This window comes from Bacillus sp. EB600 (assembly GCF_024494385.1).
Taxonomy (GTDB): Bacteria; Bacillota; Bacilli; order Bacillales; family Cytobacillaceae; genus JAEVLT01.
In genome coordinates this window covers 370996-394322 of sequence record NZ_JAEVLT010000001.1, presented here as the reverse complement: position 1 = coordinate 394322, position 23327 = coordinate 370996, and the positions used below count along the sequence as shown (strand labels likewise).

Annotated in this window: 17 protein-coding genes; 16 read left to right on the top strand and 1 reads right to left on the bottom strand. The window is 40.1% G+C overall.

The window, feature by feature from the left end; translation table 11 throughout:
- The first annotated feature begins 340 nt into the window (after nucleotides 1–340).
- The 7 genes from dxs to JN080_RS02060 all read left to right on the top strand — a co-directional run bounded on the left by dxs (nucleotide 341) and on the right by JN080_RS02060 (nucleotide 8909).
- Entirely contained in the window at nucleotides 341–2233 is a 1893-nt protein-coding gene (gene dxs, locus JN080_RS02090; RefSeq protein WP_256234223.1) for a 1-deoxy-D-xylulose-5-phosphate synthase, read from the top strand.
- A gap of 3 nt (nucleotides 2234–2236) precedes the next feature.
- Nucleotides 2237–3082: a TlyA family RNA methyltransferase gene (locus tag JN080_RS02085; protein ID WP_256234222.1), complete on the top strand. Its 846-nt coding sequence runs from the start codon at nucleotides 2237–2239 to the stop codon at nucleotides 3080–3082.
- Between the two features lie 132 nt (nucleotides 3083–3214).
- Nucleotides 3215–3664 (top strand): transcriptional regulator AhrC/ArgR, encoded by a 450-nt coding sequence (gene ahrC / locus JN080_RS02080; RefSeq protein WP_256234221.1) that lies wholly within the window; start codon nucleotides 3215–3217, stop codon nucleotides 3662–3664.
- A 16-nt stretch (nucleotides 3665–3680) separates the two neighbouring features.
- Nucleotides 3681–5366 carry a DNA repair protein RecN gene (recN, locus tag JN080_RS02075; RefSeq protein ID WP_256234220.1) on the top strand — a complete coding sequence of 562 codons (1686 nt, stop codon included), beginning with the start codon at nucleotides 3681–3683 and terminating at the stop codon, nucleotides 5364–5366.
- Nucleotides 5367–5666: 300 nt separating this feature from the next.
- Nucleotides 5667–6956 carry a SpoIVB peptidase gene (gene spoIVB / locus JN080_RS02070; protein WP_256234219.1) on the top strand — a complete coding sequence of 430 codons (1290 nt, stop codon included), beginning with the start codon at nucleotides 5667–5669 and terminating at the stop codon, nucleotides 6954–6956.
- A gap of 262 nt (nucleotides 6957–7218) precedes the next feature.
- Nucleotides 7219–8010: a sporulation transcription factor Spo0A gene (gene spo0A, locus JN080_RS02065; RefSeq protein ID WP_256234218.1), complete on the top strand. Its 792-nt coding sequence runs from the start codon at nucleotides 7219–7221 to the stop codon at nucleotides 8008–8010.
- 170 nt (nucleotides 8011–8180) lie between these two features.
- Complete coding sequence (locus tag JN080_RS02060; RefSeq protein ID WP_256234217.1) at nucleotides 8181–8909, top strand: glycerophosphodiester phosphodiesterase; 729 nt, start codon at nucleotides 8181–8183, stop codon at nucleotides 8907–8909.
- Between the two features lie 8 nt (nucleotides 8910–8917).
- Here the strand turns inward: JN080_RS02060 and JN080_RS02055 are convergent, their stop codons facing one another.
- A complete protein-coding gene (locus JN080_RS02055; protein ID WP_256234216.1) occupies nucleotides 8918–9157 on the bottom strand; it encodes a DUF2627 domain-containing protein in 240 nt (79 codons plus the stop codon).
- Between the two features lie 220 nt (nucleotides 9158–9377).
- Between JN080_RS02055 and JN080_RS02050 the strand changes: the two genes are divergently transcribed.
- The 9 genes from JN080_RS02050 (at nucleotide 9378) to meaB (ending at nucleotide 23306) form a co-directional block, all read left to right on the top strand.
- Nucleotides 9378–11111 carry a sigma-54 interaction domain-containing protein gene (locus tag JN080_RS02050; RefSeq protein WP_256234215.1) on the top strand — a complete coding sequence of 578 codons (1734 nt, stop codon included), beginning with the start codon at nucleotides 9378–9380 and terminating at the stop codon, nucleotides 11109–11111.
- A gap of 247 nt (nucleotides 11112–11358) precedes the next feature.
- Nucleotides 11359–12477 carry a butyrate kinase gene (buk, locus tag JN080_RS02045; RefSeq protein ID WP_256234214.1) on the top strand — a complete coding sequence of 373 codons (1119 nt, stop codon included), beginning with the start codon at nucleotides 11359–11361 and terminating at the stop codon, nucleotides 12475–12477.
- A gap of 111 nt (nucleotides 12478–12588) precedes the next feature.
- Complete coding sequence (lpdA, locus tag JN080_RS02040; protein WP_256234213.1) at nucleotides 12589–14010, top strand: dihydrolipoyl dehydrogenase; 1422 nt, start codon at nucleotides 12589–12591, stop codon at nucleotides 14008–14010.
- A gap of 46 nt (nucleotides 14011–14056) precedes the next feature.
- Complete coding sequence (locus JN080_RS02035) at nucleotides 14057–15052, top strand: thiamine pyrophosphate-dependent dehydrogenase E1 component subunit alpha (protein ID WP_256234211.1); 996 nt, start codon at nucleotides 14057–14059, stop codon at nucleotides 15050–15052.
- A 13-nt stretch (nucleotides 15053–15065) separates the two neighbouring features.
- On the top strand, nucleotides 15066–16049 hold the full coding sequence (locus tag JN080_RS02030) for an alpha-ketoacid dehydrogenase subunit beta (RefSeq protein ID WP_256234210.1): 984 nt from the start codon (nucleotides 15066–15068) through the stop codon (nucleotides 16047–16049).
- A gap of 241 nt (nucleotides 16050–16290) precedes the next feature.
- Nucleotides 16291–17586, top strand: a complete 1296-nt coding sequence (locus tag JN080_RS02025) for a dihydrolipoamide acetyltransferase family protein (RefSeq protein WP_256234209.1) — start codon at nucleotides 16291–16293, stop codon at nucleotides 17584–17586.
- Nucleotides 17587–18104: 518 nt separating this feature from the next.
- Nucleotides 18105–20003, top strand: a complete 1899-nt coding sequence (locus tag JN080_RS02020; RefSeq protein WP_256234208.1) for a methylmalonyl-CoA mutase subunit beta — start codon at nucleotides 18105–18107, stop codon at nucleotides 20001–20003.
- On the top strand, nucleotides 19984–22182 hold the full coding sequence (gene scpA, locus JN080_RS02015; RefSeq protein WP_256234207.1) for a methylmalonyl-CoA mutase: 2199 nt from the start codon (nucleotides 19984–19986) through the stop codon (nucleotides 22180–22182). The genes JN080_RS02020 and scpA overlap by 20 nt, the downstream gene beginning before the upstream one ends.
- On the top strand, nucleotides 22182–23306 hold the full coding sequence (gene meaB, locus JN080_RS02010; RefSeq protein WP_256234206.1) for a methylmalonyl Co-A mutase-associated GTPase MeaB: 1125 nt from the start codon (nucleotides 22182–22184) through the stop codon (nucleotides 23304–23306). Before scpA ends, meaB begins: the two co-directional genes overlap by 1 nt.
- The last annotated feature ends 21 nt before the right edge of the window (nucleotides 23307–23327 follow it).

Below are 23327 nucleotides of genomic sequence, written 5' to 3'. Positions count from 1 at the left end.
TTGATAAAACGTAATTCAGCCGTTATCACGTTTGTGTTAGCGGCTTTTTTTAAAGAAAAGCGGAAGCGCCCGTTTAGCGCACGACAGGACTGGAGCACACCGACTGAGATAAAGGAAACACGAGAGCGAAAGCGATTCGATGTTGACTTATCGTAGGGAGGTGGGCGAAGTACACTAGTCGCTGGGCGCTGGCCGACTAAAAGCGCCGCCGTCCTGGCGGCAACGTTGGCACTAGCACATCCTGTGCGTCGGAGCTAGACAGATTTCAAAGTTCAATGAAATAAATTCTTTTATTTTACTAACAAATCCTCCTAGAAAAGTATGAAAGTGAGTGGTCCAAATGGATCTGTTATCAATAAAAAATCCTTCCTTTTTAAACGGGCTTACAAATAATGAATTGGAAAAGCTGAGTAAGGAGATCCGCCAATTCTTAATTGAAAAGCTTTCTGTGACTGGAGGCCATATTGGACCCAACTTAGGTGTAGTTGAATTAACCCTTGCTTTACATAAATCCTTTGATAGTCCGAAGGATAAAATTATATGGGATGTTGGCCATCAATCCTATGTCCATAAAATTTTAACTGGCCGGGCAAGTCAATTTGATACATTGCGGAAATTTAAAGGGCTCTCCGGGTTTCCAAAACGGCAGGAAAGTGAACATGATATATGGGAGACAGGCCATAGCTCTACTTCCTTATCTGCTGCAATGGGTATGGCGATTGCTCGTGATTTGAAAAAAGAAGATTCGTACGTCATTCCTGTTATTGGCGATGGAGCCTTAACAGGCGGAATGGCGTTAGAGGCATTAAATCATATCGGTCATGAGAAAAAAGATATGATCGTTGTATTAAACGATAATGAGATGTCAATTGCCCCAAATGTCGGTGCACTTCACACGATTCTTGGCAGACTGCGCACGGCTGGAAAATACCAATGGGCGAAGGATGAGTTAGAAAGCCTTCTTAAAAAAATCCCTGCAGTTGGTGGAGTGCTCGCTGCTACGGCTGAAAGAATAAAGGATAGCCTTAAGTACTTATTGGTGTCCGGAATATTTTTTGAAGAATTGGGCTTCACGTATTTAGGACCTGTTGATGGACATAACTTTGAAGCACTATTTGAAAGCTTAGGCCACGCGAAAAAAACCAGCGGACCTGTCTTACTCCATGTAATTACGAAAAAGGGAAAAGGCTTTTCTCCAGCTGAAATGGACAGAACCGGTACATGGCATGGAACAGGCCCCTATAAGATGGATACAGGTGCTTTTGTAAAGCCAGTAAATGCACCGCCAGCCTGGAGCAGTCTTGTCAGTGAAACTTTAAGGAAGCTGGCTCGTACAGATGAACGGATTGTTGCAATTACACCAGCTATGCCGGTTGGATCTAAACTTGAAGGCTTTGCGAGTGAGTTCCCTGACCGAATGTTCGATGTTGGCATTGCTGAACAACACGCGGCAACAGTAGCAGCAGGCTTAGCAACACAGGGAATGAAGCCGTTTCTCGCAATTTATTCAACCTTTCTACAGCGGGCATATGATCAAGTCGTTCATGATATATGCAGGCAAAATTTAAACGTATTTATTGGGATTGACCGTGCTGGATTAGTTGGTGCGGACGGTGAAACACATCAAGGCGTTTTTGATATTGCATTTTTACGGCATATACCGAATATTGTCCTGATGATGCCAAAAGATGAGAATGAAGGACAACACATGGTTTATACAGCAATAAATTATGATGATGGTCCGATTGCGATGAGGTTTCCGCGTGGAAATGGTCTTGGTGTCCCTATGGATGAAAACCTGCACTCCATTCCAATTGGAACATGGGAGGTACTAAAAGAAGGGGAAGACGCTGTCATTCTGACATTTGGCACAACTATTCCTATGGCAATCGAGGCAGCGGGAAAGCTTGAGAAAAAAGGCATCTCTGTTAAAGTAGTGAATGCAAGGTTTTTAAAGCCTTTAGATGAAAACATGCTGTTAAAGCTTTTGAAGGAAAAAATGCCAATATTAACTATAGAGGAAGCTGTACTGCAAGGAGGATTCGGCAGTGCTGTTCTTGAATTTGCCAATAATGAGGGCTTTTACAATGCTGTAATTGACAGAATGGGGATTCCAGACCGCTTTATTGAGCACGGTGATGTTGATTCTTTGCTTGAGGAAATTGGACTAACTTCTAACGAAGTGGGCAAAAGATTAACCATCCTTGCTCGGAAAAAACAACGAAGGGCATAGATTATGAAAATTAGAAAAGAACGTATAGATGTTTTACTTGTCGAACGAGGGCTCGCAGAAACCCGGGAAAAAGCGAAAAGATCGATTATGGCAGGCCTTGTTTTTACCAATGAGGAGCGGCTTGATAAACCAGGAGAAAAGGTAAACGCTGATATTCCACTCTCCATAAAAGGGAATGTACTGCCCTATGTTAGCAGAGGCGGGCTAAAGCTTGAAAAAGCTCTCAAGGTTTTTGATGTTGATGTGAACGGGAAAGTACTATTGGATATAGGTGCCTCTACAGGCGGCTTTACCGATTGTGCATTGCAAAATGGTGCTAAAATGTCTTATGCACTTGATGTTGGCTACAATCAGCTGGCCTGGAAGCTCCGTCAGGATGAAAGGGTTATCGTCATGGAGCGCACGAATTTCCGCTATGTAACACCTGCTGACTTAAATGGTGAAATGCCCAATTTTGCATCAATTGATGTTTCATTTATCTCATTAAAATTAATTTTGCCTGCCTTAAAAAAACTTTTAGTGAGTGGCAGCGATATTGTAGCCTTGATTAAACCACAATTTGAAGCAGGACGCGAGCAGGTCGGTAAAAAAGGAATTGTTCGTGATCCCAAGGTTCATCTCGAAGTGATCAAAAAAATTATTGCTTTTGCTACTTCAGAAGGGTATAGCATTATGAATTTGTCCTTTTCGCCAATTACCGGGGGCGACGGCAATATTGAGTTTCTTCTCCATTTAAAATGGGAGGGTGAGCGGGAAAGTGGTATAGATCATTTACCAACGGACCCGGAAACGATCGTTAAAGAAGCGCATTCAGAATTAAAGAAGGGCACGGTAAAAGATGAGGGATAAGCAGAGCTTATTCCTTTTTACGATTTCATGTAAAATTAAAATGTACAAGCTTGTCAAAATGGGCTAACATATGTGTATATCTGACTATATATATTGTTAGCTTTGGGTTAAACGTTTATGAGGTGAAAGATGATGAATAAAGGACAACGTCATATTAAAATAAGGGAAATTATTTCAAATAACGATATTGAAACACAAGACGACCTTGTGGACGAATTAAAAAATGCAGGTGTAAATGTAACACAAGCAACCGTATCCCGCGATATAAAAGAATTACACCTTGTTAAAGTGCCTTTAGCGGATGGACGTTACAAGTACAGCCTTCCTGCAGACCAACGATTTAATCCATTGCAAAAATTGAAAAGGGCTCTAATTGACGCTTTTATAAAAGTTGATGTGGCCGGGCATCTGCTTGTCATGAAATGTTTACCAGGCAATGCGATGGCGATTGGGGCTTTGATAGATAACTTAGATTGGGAAGAAATTCTCGGAACAATTTGCGGGGATGATACAATCCTAATTATTTGCCGGACGCCGGAAGAAACAAAGCTAATTACCGACCGTTTCCTTGAAATGCTTTAGCTAAGGGGGAATAACCTTGTTATGTGAGCTATCAATTAAAAACTTTGCGATCATCGAAGCCTTATCGCTTTCATTTGACAAAGGCATGACCGTTTTAACCGGGGAAACCGGGGCAGGAAAATCAATTATTATTGATGCCATTCACTTACTTATAGGTGGACGAGGTTCTTCAGAATTTGTCCGACATGGTGAAGATAAAGCCGAAATTGAGGGGCTATTTAATTTAGATAATCAAAAGCACCCCTGCTATCAAAAAGCACAAGAATTTGGTATTGAAATTGAAGAAGGAATGGTTATTTTAAGACGTGACATCTCCCGCACAGGGAAAAGTGTCTGTCGAGTAAACGGGAAACTTGTTACAATCTCAACCCTTCGAGAAATTGGGTCGACGTTAGTAGATATTCATGGTCAGCATGAGCATCAGGAATTAATGGATGAAACACGTCATTTGTCGCTGCTGGATCAGTTTGGCGTTGATGAAATTGCTCGATCGCTTTTGGAATATCAAACCGTTTTTCATCGCTATGAACAGACCCAGGGCAAACTAAGGGCTTTAAGCGAGAACGAACAGAAAACTGCTCACCGGCTCGATTTAATTCAATTTCAATTGGACGAAATTCAAAAAGCAGACCTTAAGTTAAATGAAGACGATGATCTTGCTGAGGAGAAAGCGAAATTAAACAACTTTGAAAGAATTTTTGAAGCGGTGCAGTCTAGCTCCATGGCGCTACAAGGCGAGCAGAAAGGCCTTGATTGGGTGAGTTTAGTCATGAGCCATCTGGAAGCCGCTGCATCTCTTGATAGCACATATAAGGACATTTACGAGGCTGTAGCAAACAGCTATTATGTGCTTGAGGATGCATCAAGGTTTTTAAGAAACGAATTAGATCAATTGGAGTATGACCCGCAAAGGATAAATGAAATTGAGGCCAGACTGACTGAAATTAATCATTTAAAACGAAAATATGGCAGTAAAATTGAAGAAATATTGGAATATGCTTCAAAAATAGAAGAGGAAATCGAAACCTTACAAAATAAAGAGACATATATTGATCAATTAGAAAAGGAATTGACCTCACTAAGAAAAGATTTAAGTCTTGAAGCAAAACAATTAACAGATATTCGAAAAAAATGGGCAGAAAAGCTGACAAAACACATTCATAAGGAACTAAAAGAACTATATATGGCTAAAACTGTTTTTGAAATTCACTTTGAGCCTAAGGCGAATTTTTCGAGAAACGGGATTGACCATGTAGAGTTTTATCTATCCACAAACCCTGGAGAGCCGTTAAAACCGCTTTCTAAGATCGCTTCAGGGGGAGAACTTTCAAGGATCATGTTAGCTTTAAAGAGCATATTTTCGAAACATCAAGGCGTTACATCCATCATTTTTGATGAGGTGGATACAGGGGTAAGCGGCCGAGTGGCGCAGGCAATAGCTGAAAAAATCTATAAAGTAGCTGATAATTCACAAGTATTGTGCATTTCTCATTTGCCCCAAGTAGCCGCAATGGCCGATACTCATTTGTACATCTCAAAGATTATCAAAGGAGGAAGAACTAAGACTTCCGTTACCCCATTAACAGTCGATGAGAAAATTACGGAAATTGGCCGAATGATTTCTGGTGTTGAAATCACTGATTTAACAAAAAAACACGCAGAAGAACTATTACAAATCGCTTCAGTAAATAAAAAAACTTGAAAAGCTATCCAAACAGGGTAGCTTTTTTTATATGTCCATCGGTTATAAATGACAGGGAACGAGGCAAAATTAAAGATGTAACCATTTCTTTTAACGAAAAGGGGCGAAGCGCCGCAAAAGGGAATCATTATTTTCAATGGAGTGGAAAATAGACATTTTGCGACCCAAATATAAAGCTTAGCTCTGCTCACACCGCCTTAATTGGCAAGGATTGGTTATCTAAACATATTTTATCGTAATGGCGGCATGGAATGCCATATTGGTTTTGGATATGGACAGAAGCGAGGAGAGTGAAAAGAATTGAAATTAGAAACGTTAAGAAGAATCATTGGTGGAATTCTCCTTGTTTCATTAAGCAGCTTAATTTTTTTTCACCCTTTTCAACAATACCTTTCAATTCCCAAAAATATTACTGTTTTTAAAGGACAACAATATACAATTCAAAAGGCTGCTCCGGTTGCGGCCGAACTCAAAATGCACAATAAAAGTATTTCTCTAAAGCAGGATAGACATTCAATTTCCTTATCGGCAAATGAAAAAGGAAAAAATGAAATGATATTGGAATATGCGGGTATCCCCGTTAAACAGGTCGATGTAAACGTATTAAAGGAATTTAAGGTTATTCCAGGTGGACAATCTATCGGTGTAAAGCTAAACACAGTTGGTGTGTTAGTGGTTGGACACCATTTAGTAAGTACCGAAGAAGGAAAAAAGTCACCTGGTGAAATAGCAGGAATAAAAGTTGGTGATATTATCACAGAAATAAATGGGACAAAAATAAATAAAATGTCAGATGTAGCTCCGTTTGTTCAAAATGCAGGACAAAGCGGCCAGGCCCTGAATATGGAAATCAGTCGTGAAAGCGGAAAATTTAGTACTAGATTAACTCCTCTTAAGGATAAGGGAGAAGATATGTACAAACTTGGCTTATATATACGGGACTCAGCTGCAGGGATTGGAACAATGACCTTTATGGATCCACGCTCGAAACGATATGGTGCATTGGGACATGTCATTTCAGATATGGATACGAAAAAACCAATTGTTGTTGATGATGGACAAATAGTCCGTTCAACTGTAACTTCAATTGAAAAAGGCAGCAATGGAGACCCTGGTGAAAAACTTGCAAGATTCTCATCAGATCGTGAAATAGTTGGAAATATTAATAAGAATAGTCCATTTGGAATCTTTGGAAAACTAAATAAAGAGCTGAGGAATGGTATAATGGATGAACCAATTCCAATTGCTTTATCGAACCAAGTAAAGGAAGGACCTGCAAAGATATTAACCGTTGTTAATGACGATAAAGTTGAAGCATTTTCTATTCAAATCGTGAGTACCATCCCGCAAAAGTTTCCAGCTACAAAAGGGATGATTATAAAGGTGACAGACCCAAAACTCTTGGAAAAAACAGGAGGAATCGTTCAAGGCATGAGTGGAAGCCCAATCATTCAGGATGGTAAGCTTATTGGAGCAGTTACACATGTTTTTGTTAATGACCCAACATCGGGATATGGGGTTCATATTGAATGGATGTTGAATGACGCAGGAATCAATATCTATGACAAACCAATTGAAAAAGCAAGTTAAGAAAAGAAGAGAAAAAACAAAATAGGCGAATGCCTATTTTGTTTTGCTGAAAAAATCCAAAGTTTGGTAAAAATGTCGAATGTGGCGAAATTCGTCGAAACAAAAAGAAAATAAAAGGAAAGTAGAGATTCTACAGCTTTTTTGAGAAAAATAAAAAAATTGAAAGGAATTTTTGTTGCATTGTCGAATTTCTTATTTACAATAGAAAATAGAGATGAAAAGACAGAATAGATATTAAATAGGACTGAGGAGGAAACTGGATTTGAAGAAAATTAAAGTATGTGTGGTTGATGACAACCGGGAATTGGTGGCTTTATTAGAGGAATATATTTCATCACAAGATGATATGGAAATAGTTGGAACAGCCCATAACGGGCAGGATTGCTTAGAAATGTTAGAAGGAACAGATCCAGATGTCCTTGTTTTGGATATAATTATGCCACACTTAGACGGGCTAGCAGTACTTGAAAGACTTCGCGAACTAAAAAAAGGTGCCCTTCCGAATGTCATTATGCTGACTGCATTCGGTCAAGAGGATGTTACAAAAAAAGCAGTTGAACTTGGAGCATCCTATTTTATTCTGAAACCTTTCGACATGGAAAATCTCGGTAATCATATTCGTCAAGTGAGTGGAAACAGCAGTTCTGTTTCACGTAAACAAACATCAACAGGATATCGCCCGCAGGTCGAACAAAAACCTAAAAACCTCGACGCAAGCATAACAAGTATTATTCATGAAATTGGTGTGCCCGCGCATATTAAAGGATATTTGTATCTACGCGAGGCAATTTCTATGGTTTACAATGATATTGAATTATTAGGCTCGATTACAAAAGTTTTATATCCTGATATTGCAAAAAAATACAACACAACAGCAAGCAGAGTAGAACGGGCGATCAGGCATGCAATTGAAGTTGCTTGGAGCCGCGGCAATATTGATTCAATTTCATCTTTATTTGGGTACACGGTCAGCATGTCAAAGGCAAAACCAACTAATTCCGAATTTATTGCGATGGTAGCTGATAAACTCCGTCTTGAGCATAAGGCTTCTTAAACATTAAATAATAAGACTAAAAAGCGTTCATTTTGCGTAGTTGGCAAAATGAACGCTTTTATTGTAAATCAAAATATCTTGGAAGAACCAAAGGCATATGATAAAAAAGATAGAAATTGAAAAACTTTTGTACTTAATAAAGATGATATTTTTTAGGGATGTGGATATAAATGACGCAAATATTTGCGCACCGCGGCTATTCTGCTGTTTTTTCAGAAAACACGATGACTGCTTTTAAAGAAGCTGAAAAGGCGGGAGCAGACGGAATTGAACTTGATGTTCAATTGACGAAGGATCGGGAAATTGTCGTTATTCATGATGAAAAAGTAAATCGCACCACAAATGGAAGCGGATTTGTAAAGGATTTTTCCTACAAAGAACTTCGTAAATTGAATGCCAATCAACAAGGGGTAATAAAAGAACCAATTCCAGCATTAAGAGAAGTACTTGAATGGCTGCAAACGAATAGGCTGACATGTAACATTGAATTAAAGAATGGTTATTTTCCGTATGAGGGTATGGAAGAAATGGTTATTGAGTTGGTTCGAAGCTTTGAATTAACGGAACGAATCATTTTTTCTTCTTTTAATCACTATAGCATTGTATATTGCTATCGGCTTGCACCTGAAATTGAAGTTGCCCCCCTTTATTCAGGACGCATCTTTATGCCATGGGTATATGCCAAGTCGATCCGTGCACAGGGTATTCACCCGAATTATAGAGGATTAACAGATGATATCATCAGAAAATCGATCGAAAGCGGGGTAGCCATAAGGCCGTACACGATAAATAAAGAGGAAGATATGAAGCGTCTATTCGCACTAAATTGTTCGGCAATCATAACAGATGATCCTGTAAAGGCTATAAAGTTGAGGAAAAGCATGAAAAGAGACCAATGAGGTCTCTTTTATTTTTTTTCCTGGAATTTTGCTTGTACTTTATTTCGTTTCCGGTCACGATGCAAAATAAATCCAGCAACAAACCCAAGACCACCGATAAAAAACAAAAGACCAATAGGAAATTGCAGCCAAAGGTAAGGAAATGGCCACTGCAATATTCCGAAGGTCATATCACGCATCAGCTTAATTCCATATGCAGCTAAAAAACCAGGGATTAGTAAAATTACTAGAGCAATAATTCGAATCATAGACAAATCCCTTCTTATCAGAGAATAATCAGCAAAATAATTTAAAAAGTCTCATACAAAAATAATAGTATATCAAATAAATTTGTCAAGACATGTAAAGCAAGCTAAAATGAATATTGAAAAAAAATGCAGGAACCTTAAAAACCTCTGAAATTATTTTCTTAGTTAACGAAACTAATTTACTGAAAATATGAAAAATTTCACTTGGAGGGGCAGGCTAATGAAAAATATAATGCATGATTTAATTTTTAATTCGACTGATGACGGGATGGTCGTCATTGACAACAAAGGTATTATTACATTATTTAATAAACGCGCCGAGGAAATAATGGGGATAAAAAAAGAAGATGCGCTTGGCAATGATGTAGAGGGTGTGATATTTGAAAGCCGGCTGCCTCAAATTCTAACCACGAGGCGAACAGAGTCAAATCAAGAAATGATATTAAAGAATGGTCGGAAAATTATTACAACCAGAATCCCGATTATTGAGGAAAATGGGAGGATGCTTGGTGCTTTTGCTATTTTTAAAGATATTACCCAAGTTGTTAAGCTTGCCGAAGAAATTACTAATTTAAAAGAAATACAAACAATGCTTGAAGCCATCATTCTGTCAAGTGATGATGCCATATCGGTTGTAGATGAGAAGGGTTTAGGAATTCTTATTAATCCGGCTTATTCACGCTTAACGGGGCTTACAAAAGAGCAAGTAATTGGCAAGCCGGCTAACGCTGACATTTCCGAAGGAGAAAGCATGCATATGAAAGTACTGCAAACCCGGAGAGCAATTAGAGGAGTAACAATGAGGGTTGGTCCAAAAAAACGAGAAGTCATTGTTAATGTTGCACCCATTATTGTGAAAGGAAAATTAAAAGGCAGCGTTGGTGTAATTCATGATATGTCAGAAATAAAGTTGTTGAACAGAGAATTACATCGTGCCAGGCAAATTATCCGAACACTTGAAGCCAAATATACTTTTGAAGATATTATTGGTACATCTAAAGAAATGTTATTGGCGATTGATCAAGCAAAGCTGGGTGCTAAAACACCAGCAACCGTGTTATTGAGAGGTGAATCGGGTACAGGTAAGGAATTGTTTGCGCATGCGATACATAATGCAAGCGACCGAAAGTATAACAAATTTATTCGTGTTAATTGTGCGGCAATTTCGGAATCATTGCTCGAAAGTGAGCTGTTTGGTTATGAAGAGGGAGCGTTTTCGGGAGCTAAAAGAGGCGGTAAAGTTGGTTTATTTGAAGAGGCAAATAACGGGAGTATTTTCCTTGATGAAATTGGTGAGATTTCAGCCAATACGCAAGTCAAACTGTTAAGGGTTTTACAGGAAAATGAACTTATTCGTGTAGGAGGAACAAAAGCCGTTTCGATTAATGTAAGGATTATTGCAGCAACAAATGTAAACTTGGAAAAGGGAATTTCAAATGGTTCCTTTAGGGAAGACTTATATTACCGTTTAAATCGAATACCAATCCACATCCCTCCATTGAGAAAAAGAAAAGAAGAAATTCCATTTTTATGTGAGCGAATTATCCAAAAAATAAACCAGGACTATGGGCGAAGTGTTGAAGGTGTAACAAAGGAAGCGGAAGGTCAATTAATGGAGTATGATTGGCCGGGAAATGTAAGGGAGTTAGAAAATATTCTGGGAAGAGCAATTATTTTTATGAATCATAATGAAAGCCTGATTGATAGCAACCACCTTCCAGAGTTAAAGAATAAATATATAGGCATAAAAAGTTCCCCAAAAGAAAACGTAGAGCATGTGCAGGATCAATCTCTTTCCGAAATGTTGGAACAATATGAGGCACATATTATTCAAAAAACTCTCGATCGTTTGAAAGGAAATAAAACATTAACAGCAAAAACACTCGGCTTATCTGTTAGGAACCTATATTACAAACTAGAAAAATATAAACTTGAAAATAATAGCGTGCAATAAAATTCATACTGTGCAAAAAAGTTCAAACATCAATAACTTTTCAAGCGCTTTTGCCGGCTTATTTTCTGGCATGATCATTGCATACTTTTATTTAAAGTTCACTTTCTGCTAATAGGGGTTGAAATAAGCAGCTACTTAACACAGTGGAAATTACTACTAGTAAGAGGCACCAATCGTTTTAACCTCTGGCAATATCATGCAAATGGATATGTTTTTTAATTGTTAAGGTGAATAGGAGGTCAAGATATTGCCGGAAAAAGAATATCGAATCCTGATCATTAACCCAGGTTCTACATCCACCAAAATTGGGATCTTTGATAACGAAGTTTCATTGTTTGAAAAAACAATTCACCACGATGCTAAACAGCTTGGGAAGTTTGAGACGATCGTTGACCAATATGAAGTAAGAAAAAATGTTATTTTGGAAACATTGGACATGGAAGGAATAAATATTTCCAAAATAAAGGCAGTTTGCGCCCGCGGGGGCTTATTGCGACCTATTGAAGGTGGAACTTATTTAGTGAATGAGCCTATGCTTCGTGATTTACGATCGGGTTATTCAGGTCAACACGCGTCGAACCTTGGAGGCATTATTGCCAATGAAATCTCCTCAGGGTTAAATATCCCTGCTTTCATCGTAGACCCGGTTGTGGTTGATGAGCTTGAACCAATTGCAAGGATTTCTGGTTTTCCATTAATAGAAAGAAAAAGCATCTTCCACGCATTAAATCAAAAAGCAGTGGCAAGAAAGGTTGCAAAGGAACTAGGGAAAACATATGAACAAGTAAATTTAATTGTTACCCATATGGGTGGAGGAATTACTGTCGGGGTCCATAAACAGGGGAGAGTAGTTGATGTCAATAATGGACTTCATGGGGATGGTCCTTTTAGCCCTGAACGTGCTGGAACGATTCCTGCCGGTGATTTAATTAGCCTTTGTTTTTCAGGTGAATTTTACCGGGATGAAATAATGGAAATGCTTATTGGTTATGGAGGACTGATGGGGTATTTAGGTACCAAGGATGCATTAAAAGTTGAGAAAATGGTTAAAAATGGGGATAAACAGGCAAAGCTTATTTATGATGCAATGGCCTATCAAATAGCAAAGGAAATCGGCTCCGCTAGTGCAGCCTTGGCCGGAGAAGTCGATGCAATTATATTGACCGGCGGCATGGCATATGGAAGTGGGATTGTGAAGTCAATCATGGATCGAATAAATTGGATTGCGGATGTCATCGTTTACCCAGGAGAAAATGAATTGCAAGCATTAGCTGAAGGTGCATTAAGGATATTGCGTGGTGAAGAAGAAGTGAAGGTTTATCCCGATATATCGGGAAGTAAAACACCCACTTCAAGACTAGGGTAAAAGAACAAGGGTTAGTGGGGCATGAAATAAGCCACTGATGGAATAAAAGTTTCACCATATCCCGATCATTTTAACATAGCAAAAATTTAATCATGGGAGAGGGCATAAAAAATGGCACAAGAATACGATATTGTGATACTGGGCGGAGGTACTGGCGGATATGTAGCAGCGATCCGGGCTTCCCAGCTTGGTTTAAAAACAGCAATTGTTGAAAAAGGAAAGCTTGGCGGTACATGTCTACACAATGGATGTATACCAAGTAAGGCCCTTCTTAGGAGTGCTGAAGTGTACTCAACAGCAAAACGAAGTGAAGATTATGGGGTTATAACTAGTGACGTAACTATTAATTTTCCCAAAGTTCAGGAACGAAAAAGGAATATAATCGATCAACTTTATAAAGGCGTTCGGCATCTAATGAAAAAAGGCAAAATCGATGTTTATGAAGGAATTGGCCGTATTTTAGGACCTTCAATTTTTTCACCTCTGCCTGGGACAATTTCGGTTGAAATGAATAATGGAGCAGAGAATGAAATGCTGATTCCCAAAAATGTAATCATTGCAACCGGATCAAGACCACGTACACTTCCTGGGCTTGAAATTGATGGACAGAATGTTATTACTTCTGAAGAAGCATTGGCGTTAGACTCATTACCACGCTCAATTATTATTGTTGGAGGCGGTGTTATTGGAATTGAGTGGGCTTCGATGCTGGCAGACTTTGGTGTTGAAGTGACAGTGATTGAATTTATGGATCAGATTCTCCCTGCAGAGGATACAGAAATTTCTCGTGAAATGCAGCGCTTGTTAAAGAAAAAAGGGATTCAAATCGTTACTGGTGCAAAAGTACTTCCTGAAACACTTGTTAAGGGTGAGGAGATTACGATTTGTGCAGATATAAAAAATCAACAAAAAGAATTTAAGGCTGAAAAACTATTAGTCTCAGTTGGACGCCAGGCCAATATTGAGGGGATTGGTCTTGAAAATACGGACATACAAACCATTAAAGGCGTTATTGCTACAAATGAAGTGTACCAGACAAAAGAGAGTCATATATACGCAATCGGGGATGTTATTGGCGGTCTACAGCTTGCTCATGCAGCCTCACATGAAGGAATTGTTGCGGTTGAACATATAGCCGGGAAGCAACCTAGGCCAATTAATTATAACTTAGTTGCTAAATGTATCTATAGTAACCCGGAAGCTGCAAGTGTTGGTATAACCGAAGCTGCAGCTAAAGAAAAGGGACATAAAGTAAAGATAGGAAAATTTCCGTATAAAGCGATTGGCAAAGCACTTGTTTACGGCGAGTCCGATGGCTTTGTCAAAATAATTGCAAATGAAGAGACGGATGATATTTTAGGAGTTCATATGATTGGTCCACATGTTACGGATATGATATCTGAAGCGGGACTTGCCATGGTATTGGATGCTATTCCATGGGAGGTATCCAATGTAATCCATCCGCACCCAACCCTCTCAGAAGCCATTGGGGAAGCTGCACTTGCAGTGGATGGATTAGCAATCCATTCATAAGCTAGTGCCAATATGGAATTTTACAATAAATTGGGAGGTATAATTTATGGCTGTTAATGCCTATCTTGAATTAGGTTTAAGTGAGAAGAAATTATTAGAAATGTATGAAACGATGATGCTGGCTCGCCGCATTGACGAACGGATGTGGTTGCTAAACCGCGCAGGGAAAGTACCGTTTGTTGTCTCATGTCAGGGCCAGGAAGCTGCCCAGGTGGGCGCTGCCTTTGCCCTCGATAAAGAAAAGGATTATGTCCTTCCATATTATCGGGATATGGGTGTTGTTTTAACTTTTGGAATGACTCCTAAAGAACTTATGCTTTCGGGTTTTGCGAAAGCAGAAGATCCAAATTCCGGGGGCCGGCAAATGCCTGGCCATTTTGGTCAAAAGAAAAACAGGATTGTGACAGGCTCCTCACCGGTAACAACCCAAGTACCACATGCAGTAGGGATAGCTCTCGCAGGGAAAATGGAGAAAAAGGATCTTGTCGCCTTTGTAACCTTTGGTGAGGGCTCATCCAACCAAGGAGATTTTCATGAAGGAGCTAACTTTGCCGGGGTTCATAAATTACCAGTTATTTTTATGTGCGAAAATAATAAATATGCTATTTCAGTTCCGGCTGAAAAACAATTGGGCTGCGAGCGTGTCTCTGATCGGGCAATTGGATACGGGATGCCAGGTTATACTGTTGATGGAAATAATCCACTTGAAGTATATAGGGTAGTAAAAGAGGCCGCAGACCGTGCTAGAGAAGGAAAAGGACCAACCCTAATTGAAACCGTCTCATATCGGCTAACCCCGCATTCCTCCGACGATGATGATCGAACCTATCGTGCACCTGATGAAGTGGCTCAAGCCAAGACAAATGATCCAGTCATTACTTTTGCTGCATATTTAAAAGAAACAGGTATGTTGAGTGATGAGCAGGAAGAAATGATTAATGTGCGGATCATGAAACAGGTAAATGAAGCAACCGATTACGCCGAAAATGCTCCATATGCGGAACCGGAAACTGCTCTAAAATTTGTTTATGGAGATTGTTGAGGGAGGCGAGAACATGGCGGTTATATCATTTATTGATGCTGTTACAATGGCTATGCGTGAAGAAATGGAAAGGGATAATAAGGTCTTTATCCTCGGGGAGGATGTTGGTAAAAAAGGGGGAGTCTTTAAGGCTACACAAGGATTATATGAACAGTTTGGTGAAGAACGCGTAATGGATACACCATTAGCTGAGTCCGCGATTGCTGGAGTTGGAATAGGGGCGGCGATGTATGGAATGCGCCCGATTGCAGAAATGCAATTTGCTGATTTTATTATGCCCGCTGTTAACCAAATTATCTCAGAAGCGGCTAAAATTCGTTACCGTTCCAATAACGATTGGAATTGTCCTATCGTTATTCGGGCGCCATTTGGCGGGGGGGTTCATGGGGCATTATACCATTCACAATCTGTTGAAGCTGTTTTTGCCAATCAGCCTGGACTGAAAATTGTGATTCCTTCCACCCCTTATGATGTAAAAGGGTTGTTGAAAGCAGCAATTCGTGATGATGACCCAGTACTGTTTTTTGAACATAAACGGGCGTACCGCTTAATTAAAGGTGAAGTGCCAACAGATGATTATACATTGCCAATTGGCAAAGCAGATGTAAAACGAGAAGGTGATGACATTACCGTCATTACCTATGGTCTATGTGTCCATTTTGCCCTGCAGGCAGCAGAAAAATTAGCAGCTGATGGAATTTCCGCACACATTCTTGATTTACGGACCGTTTATCCGCTTGATAAGGAAGCGATTATTGAAGCAGCATCCAAAACGGGAAAGGTGCTGCTTGTCACTGAAGATAATAAAGAGGGAAGTATTATTAGTGAGGTAGCAGCCATTATTGCCGAGAATTGCTTGTTTGAATTGGATGCCCCAATTAAACGCTTGGCAGGACCAGAAATTCCGGCAATGCCATATGCTCCAACTATGGAGAAATTCTTCATGGTAAATCCTGATAAAGTCGAAAAAGCAATGCGTGAACTAGCTGAATATTAAAAAAAGTGAAAGCGTCCGTTAAGCGAAGTACACTAGTCGCAGGGCGCTGGCCGACTAAAAGCGCCGCCGTCCTGGCGGCAACGTCGGCACTAGCACGTCCTGTACGTCGAAGCTAGATAGTTATCAAAATTCAAAGATATAAATTTTTCTAGATAAAAAAACTATTTTTTAGCGGTAACAACTACTGCATAAAAAGTGGAAATTTCGTAGTGCGTGGCACTTGAATTAGGAGGTTAACTAATTGGCTGTTGAACAAATTAAAATGCCTCAATTGGGGGAAAGTGTTACAGAAGGGACGATTAGCAAATGGCTGGTCTCCGTTGGTGACAAAGTAAATAAATATGATCCGCTAGCCGAAGTAATGACAGATAAAGTAAACGCAGAGATTCCATCATCTTTTTCTGGTGTGGTGAAGGAACTAATTGCATCAGAAGGAGAAACTCTCTCTGTTGGGGAAGTGATCTGTACCATTGATGCAGCTGGACCTGTTTCGGATGAAATGCCAGTAGTAGAGAATCCACTCGTTACAAACCGCACTGAACAGGTACCAGCTGTTAACCAAAATACAAGTAGAGCACGATTTTCACCTGCAGTACTTAAAATTTCGCAGGAGCATAGGATTGACCTTTCTCGGGTTCAGGGTACTGGCGCAGGGGGCAGAATTACGAGAAAAGATCTGTTAGCCTTGGTCCATTCAGGTGAGATCCCACAAATTGAAGATAAAAAAGAAGCGCCGGCTCAAACAGGTGAACAGAGATCAACCAATTTAGCAGATGTTCCCAAAGCATTGACTTCTGAACCAGATCACATTGGCTCATCAGTCGGGTTGAAATCTGGTGATATTGAAATTCCTGTTATTGGTGTCCGTAAAGCCATTGCAGCAAATATGGTTCGAAGTAAGCACGAAGCACCACATGCTTGGATGATGGTGGAGGTAGATGCTACCAACCTTGTGGAATATCGGAACACAATTAAGGATGATTTCAAGAAAAATGAAGGCTTTAATTTAACCTTTTTTGCCTTTTTTGTTAAAGCGGCCGCACAAGCACTTAAAGAATTTCCACAATTAAATTCAATGTGGGCCGGGGACAAAATCATTCAAAAGAAAGACATCAACATTTCCATTGCTGTCGCAACCGAAGATGCACTTTATGTACCGGTTATTAAAAATGCTGATGAAAAATCAATAAAAGGGATTGCTAGAGAAATCTCCGAACTTGCCGGAAAAGCCCGCGCTGGCAAATTAAAAACAGACGATATCACAGGCGGGACCTTTACCGTCAACAATACGGGATCATTTGGTTCAGTCCAATCAATGGGTATCATTAACTATCCACAGGCAGCGATCCTCCAGGTTGAATCAATCGTTAAGCGCGCTGTTGTGATAAACAATAACATGATCGCGATACGTGATATGGTCAATCTATGCATGTCACTGGACCATCGGATTATTGATGGCCTCGTCTGTGGACGTTTCATGAAGCGCTTGAAGGAAATCATTGAAACTACCTCGGAATCAACTACTCCTATTTATTAGCCATATCAACCGCTGCCAACATTTGAGCAGTGGTTTTTTTCGTCCAGGAAATTATAAAAAAATAACCCATTGATAACTTTGAATGAAGTTGATCAACGTCTAGCTCCAGCGCCCAGCGACTAGTGTACTTCGCCCACCTCCCTACGATAGCTCAACATCGAATATCTAACGCTCTTCGTGTTTCCTTTGCCGCGTCTTAACGGGCAGTAGATTCTCAACTGCCCGTAAAGACCCGATTGGCTCAACTAACAATCAGCGAGAAAAGCACTCGCTGATTGAAGTTTCACCTTATCTCAGTCGGTGTGCTTCAGTCCATACGTCGCTAACCGGGCGCATGCGCTTTTGTTTCTGGATTCCCCCATTTAATTACCTATTTCTCCTTTTTATGGCATAAACTTACTGTTTGAAGCACAAGTGACTGTTTTTCGTTGCCTGAATTGAAATTGTATCCTAAAATGTAAGTAAGTAAATTTTGAATTTTATATCAATTTAATTAATTTTCTTTGGGAGGGTAGATTATGAAGTTTACTGAGATGAGAGAGCAGTTCTTTCCAGATTATGATTTAGACGATTGGAAAAAGAAAGCGGAAGAAAGCTTAAAGGGAAAATCAGTTGAATCGTTACAACGAACTACATATGAAAACATTGTTTTGAAACCGCTTTACACCAATGAGGATATAAAGGCTGTATCCGAGTATCCAGGCGGCGAAGATTTTAGAAGGGGAATTGATCCATTAGGATACCACACGAATACTTGGAAAATAGCCCAACGCATTTCCTTTAGTAATTTGGACGAGCTAAAGGATAAGCTTCAACTTGCTTTGGAAAACGGTCAGTCAGCGCTCTCGTTTGATGTAACTGCAGAGCTTATCAATAACAGCGACTTTCTTGGAGAATTAATTCGGGAGTATGGTCGTAAATTCACTTTTGCCCTCAATGCGAAAGAATTCCAAGCGGAAATGCTTTCAACTCTGGAAAATAGTTCATTAGAGCTTGAAAATCCTACAGACGTTACGGGCTATATAGCTGTAGATCATTTAGCGTCTGTTGTCGGTAAAGGTTCAATACCTGGTGATTTTTCTAAGCTTCTCGAAGAATTTTCAAACACTGTGAAAAAAGCAAATGAAAAGCTTCCAAATTTACGGACGGTACTAGTTAATTCAACTCCATATCATAATGGAGGTGCAAATGCAGTTCAGGAGTTGGGAATTGCTGCTGCTACAGGCGTATTTTATTTAGATTCTTTAAGCGGTCTAGACGTTGAACAAGTAGTAAATAAACTGGTTTTTAACTTTTCGATTGGTTCGAACTATTTTATGGAAATAGCCAAATTGCGCGCTGCTAGGATTATTTGGCATAAAATTGCTGAAGCATACGGGGCACAGGAACCGTCCCGTGGAATGCAGATTTCAGCGGAAACGTCATTGTTTACAAAAACTGTATATGATCCATATGTCAACCTTCTGCGCGAGGGAAATGAAGCCTTTGCGGCCGTGGTCGGCGGGGTTCAGTATTTGCATGTAAACCCATTTGATCAGATAACAGGTTCCAGCCCATTCTCGGAAAGAATTGCCCGGAACATGCAGCTAATTTTACAGGAGGAAGCACAACTGAAAAAAGTGATTGATCCTGCGGGCGGATCGTGGTATGTCGAACAATTAACAAACGAATTAGCACAAAAAGCGTGGAGCTTCTTCCAGAAAATTGAAGAAAATGGCGGCATCCTTGCAGTGTTAAAAACAAATTGGCTTCAAAACAAAATTTCTGATGTCTATGAAAAACGGAAATACGACATTTTTACTAGAAAACAAAGCATCATTGGCACAAATGTATATGCTAATTTGGTTGAAACTGTTTCTAAGAATAAAAACATCCAAACGACAGCTTGCTCTTCTAACAGGCAGAAAGATGAAGTAAACATCCAGGCAATCCCGCAATTACGATTGGCACAGCCGTTTGAAGTACTTAGAAAGCGAGCGGAAGAACTAAACAAAAAATCAGGTGTGCAGCCGCTTGTTGGATTGATTTGTCTAGGTACTTTGAAGCAACATAAAGCAAGGCTTGATTTTGTAAGAGGATTTTTGTCTGCTGGAGGGGTAACCGTTCACGTAAGTGAGCCTGTTCATACAGTGGATGAAGCCTTAGTGGTTATGACCAATTCGAAAACAAAGCATTTTTGCATTTGCGGAACCAACGAACAATATGATGTCCTTGGTATAGAGGTCCTTCAAGCCATCAAAGCCAAATTTGCGAATCGAACAATCTATCTCGCCGGGCTTCCGGATAAAGAGGACCAAGTGAAATGGAGTGAAAATGGGTTGAAGCAGTTTATCCATGTAAAAAGCAACTGCTTTGAAACACTTTCTTTCATCCTATCAGAAATGGAGGAGTCTTTAAATGAACAAATCCAAGCCTGACTTTCAAAAAATAAACCTTCATCTTGTAAAAGAGACAACTAGTAAAGAAGACTGGAAGAAAAAGGCGGAGGCAGAAATTCATGACTCAATTGATCGTTTACTCTTTGAAACAAATGAACATATCAGTATTAAACCGCTATATACAAGTGAGGATCTCCAAGGTTTTGAACATTTAGACACCTTGCCAGGGCTTGCTCCATATACCCGCGGTCCATATCCGACAATGTATGTAAACCGGCCTTGGACCGTACGGCAATATGCAGGATTCTCAACTGCTGAGGAAAGTAATGCTTTTTACCGCCGGAATTTAGCTATGGGGCAAAAGGGTTTGTCGGTTGCTTTTGATTTAGCCACCCACAGAGGCTATGATTCCGACCATCCACGGGTTGTTGGGGACGTCGGTAAAGCAGGTGTGGCAATTGACTCCATTCTTGATATGAAAACATTATTCGATGGTATTCCGCTGGATCAAATGTCGGTATCAATGACGATGAATGGAGCCGTTTTACCGATTCTTGCCTTTTTCATTGTCACTGCAGAAGAACAAGGCGTAAGTCAGGATAAGCTTTCTGGAACAATCCAAAATGATATTTTAAAAGAGTATATGGTTCGTAATACGTACATTTATCCTCCAGAAATGTCAATGAAAATTATCGCGGACATATTTGAGTATACTTCTAAGTATATGCCTAAATTTAATAGTATCAGTATTTCCGGCTACCACATGCAGGAAGCAGGCGCACCTGCGGATATTGAACTTGCTTATACACTTGCCGATGGTTTGGAATACGTTAGAACGGGACTTAAGGCTGGAATTGAAATTGATAAGTTTGCTCCAAGGCTATCTTTTTTCTGGGCAATTGGCATGAACTACTTTATGGAAGTAGCCAAAATGAGAGCAGCAAGATACATTTGGGCAAAAATGATGAAATCCTTCGATCCTAAAAATAGTAAATCAATGGCTTTACGAACCCATTCGCAAACCTCTGGATGGAGTTTAACGGAGCAGGATCCATTTAACAATGTGACCAGAACATTGATTGAAGCCCATGCTGCCGCGATGGGGCATACCCAATCCCTGCACACCAATGCACTTGACGAAGCAATTGCATTGCCAACCGACTTCTCAGCAAGAATTGCCAGGAACACGCAATTATTCCTGCAGGAAGAATCGGGGATTACTAATGTTATTGATCCATGGGCAGGTTCATACTATGTTGAAGCATTGACAAATGAACTCATTAACAGAGCATGGGGGCATATCGAAGAAATTGAAAAACTGGGCGGTATGGCAAAAGCAATTGAAACAGGCCTGCCAAAAATGAGGATTGAAGAAGCAGCAGCAAGAAGACAGGCACAAATTGATTCAGGTGAAGAAACGATCATAGGCGTTAACAAATACAGATTGGAAAAAGAAGAGCCAATTGATATTTTGGATATTGATAATACAGCCGTTCGCTTAAAACAACTTGAAAAACTAAATCAGCTAAAGATGAGCCGTAATGATCAAAAAGTTGCAGAGGCTTTAGCAGCTATTACAAAGGCAGCCGAAACTGGTGAAAAGAATTTGTTGGAGCTTGCTGTTCAAGCTGCAAGGGCTAGAGCAACTTTAGGCGAAATATCCGATGCAATTGAAAAGGTTGCGAATCGTCATAAAGCAGTGATTCGCTCAATCAGCGGGGTTTATAGCACTGCATTCTCCAATGATGAAGAGATAACCGCAGTAAAACAAATGGCGGATGAATTTTTAGAGAATGAAGGCAGAAGACCGCGTATCTTAATTGCAAAAATGGGACAGGATGGCCACGATCGCGGTGCCAAAGTAATTGCTACTGCCTTTGCTGACCTTGGTTTCGACGTGGATATCGGTCCATTGTTTCAAACACCTGAGGAAACCGCCTTGCAGGCAGTTGAAAATGACGTCCATGTGATTGGCATGAGTTCACTTGCAGCCGGTCATAAAACGCTCTTGCCACAGCTAGTGGAAGAATTGAAAAAGCAGGGACGTGAAGATATTTTAGTCGTTGTGGGCGGTGTAATTCCTGCACAGGATTATTCGTTCTTGTATGAGCATGGTGCTGCAGCTATCTTTGGACCTGGTACCATTATTCCAGTTGCTGCACAAAAAGTGATAAAGGAAATTTATCACCAGCTTGGTTATGAGGAAGTGGCAAGGTAGTGAGCGAAGAGACGCGACCGGAATGGAGTGACCCAAACAACCCAGATACATGTTCAAGTATAATCAGGAAAGGGGAAGAGCTGGAAGGCTCTTCTACCGCTGTCCAAAGGAATATTAGGTTTCAAAAGCGAACGAAAACCGCGCCTTCTATTGAGGAATTATATACAGGTATTTTATCTGGAAACAGGAGCTCCCTCGCTAAGGCGATTACTTTAATTGAAAGCAATGCCGAGCACCATTTTCAGCAAGCTCAAACACTGCTTCAAAAACTTCTCCCTCATTCGGGTGCGTCGATCAGGATTGGAATTACAGGAGTGCCTGGCGCTGGTAAAAGTACATTTATTGAAGAATTTGGCATGTATTTGTGCGGCTTAGGTCATCGGGTGGCCGTATTGGCAATTGATCCAAGCTCCAGTATTAATGGGGGAAGCATCCTTGGTGATAAAACTCGAATGGAACAATTATCAAGAAACCCTTCAGCTTTTATTCGTCCTTCACCATCTGGAGGAAAACTTGGCGGGGTTCATCGGAAGACAAGGGAAGCGATGTTGATTTGTGAGGCAGCCGGATATGATGTTATCTTAATTGAGACTGTTGGTGTTGGCCAAAGCGAAGTCATCATTAGGGACATGGTTGACTTTTTCATGCTGCTTGTTTTAACAGGTGCAGGTGACGAACTTCAAGGGATGAAAAAAGGAATTATGGAACTTGCTGATGCTCTTATCGTCCATAAAGCGGATGGAGCGAACCGGGAAAAAGCATTCCAAACGCAAAAAGAATATAATCAAATCTTGCATTTTCTTCAGCCTGCTACAAAGGGCTGGCAAACAAAAGCACATACGTGTTCTTCGCTTACTAAGGATGGTATAAACGATGTATGGAAAGTCATTAAAACCTTTGTAATGAATGGAAAAGCATCAGGGGTTTTCGAGCAAAGAAGAAAAGGACAATTACGAGAATGGCTATATTCGATGATTACCGATCAGCTTCAATTTCAATTTTTTCATGACCCCGAGGTTACGCTCCACCTGCCAAAATTAGAAAATGAAGTCATGGCCGGGGAAAAAACAGTTACAATTGCGGCAGAATTTCTTTTTAAAGCCTTTTTTCGTAAAAAAGAATAAGATAATCCAACTTATTTGAAA

What these genes read in the sequence shown, in the direction of transcription:
- JN080_RS02020 (WP_256234208.1), top strand. Translation starts at nt 18,105, where the DNA reads ATGAAGTTTACTGAGATGAGAGAGCAGTTCTTTCCAGATTATGATTTA.
- lpdA (WP_256234213.1), top strand. Translation starts at nt 12,589, where the DNA reads ATGGCACAAGAATACGATATTGTGATACTGGGCGGAGGTACTGGCGGA.
- dxs (WP_256234223.1), top strand. Translation starts at nt 341, where the DNA reads ATGGATCTGTTATCAATAAAAAATCCTTCCTTTTTAAACGGGCTTACA.
- ahrC (WP_256234221.1), top strand. Translation starts at nt 3,215, where the DNA reads ATGAATAAAGGACAACGTCATATTAAAATAAGGGAAATTATTTCAAAT.
- JN080_RS02030 (WP_256234210.1), top strand. Translation starts at nt 15,066, where the DNA reads ATGGCGGTTATATCATTTATTGATGCTGTTACAATGGCTATGCGTGAA.
- JN080_RS02085 (WP_256234222.1), top strand. Translation starts at nt 2,237, where the DNA reads ATGAAAATTAGAAAAGAACGTATAGATGTTTTACTTGTCGAACGAGGG.
- scpA (WP_256234207.1), top strand. Translation starts at nt 19,984, where the DNA reads ATGAACAAATCCAAGCCTGACTTTCAAAAAATAAACCTTCATCTTGTA.
- JN080_RS02035 (WP_256234211.1), top strand. Translation starts at nt 14,057, where the DNA reads ATGGCTGTTAATGCCTATCTTGAATTAGGTTTAAGTGAGAAGAAATTA.
- JN080_RS02050 (WP_256234215.1), top strand. Translation starts at nt 9,378, where the DNA reads ATGAAAAATATAATGCATGATTTAATTTTTAATTCGACTGATGACGGG.
- JN080_RS02060 (WP_256234217.1), top strand. Translation starts at nt 8,181, where the DNA reads ATGACGCAAATATTTGCGCACCGCGGCTATTCTGCTGTTTTTTCAGAA.
- JN080_RS02055 (WP_256234216.1), bottom strand. Translation starts at nt 9,157, where the DNA reads ATGATTCGAATTATTGCTCTAGTAATTTTACTAATCCCTGGTTTTTTA.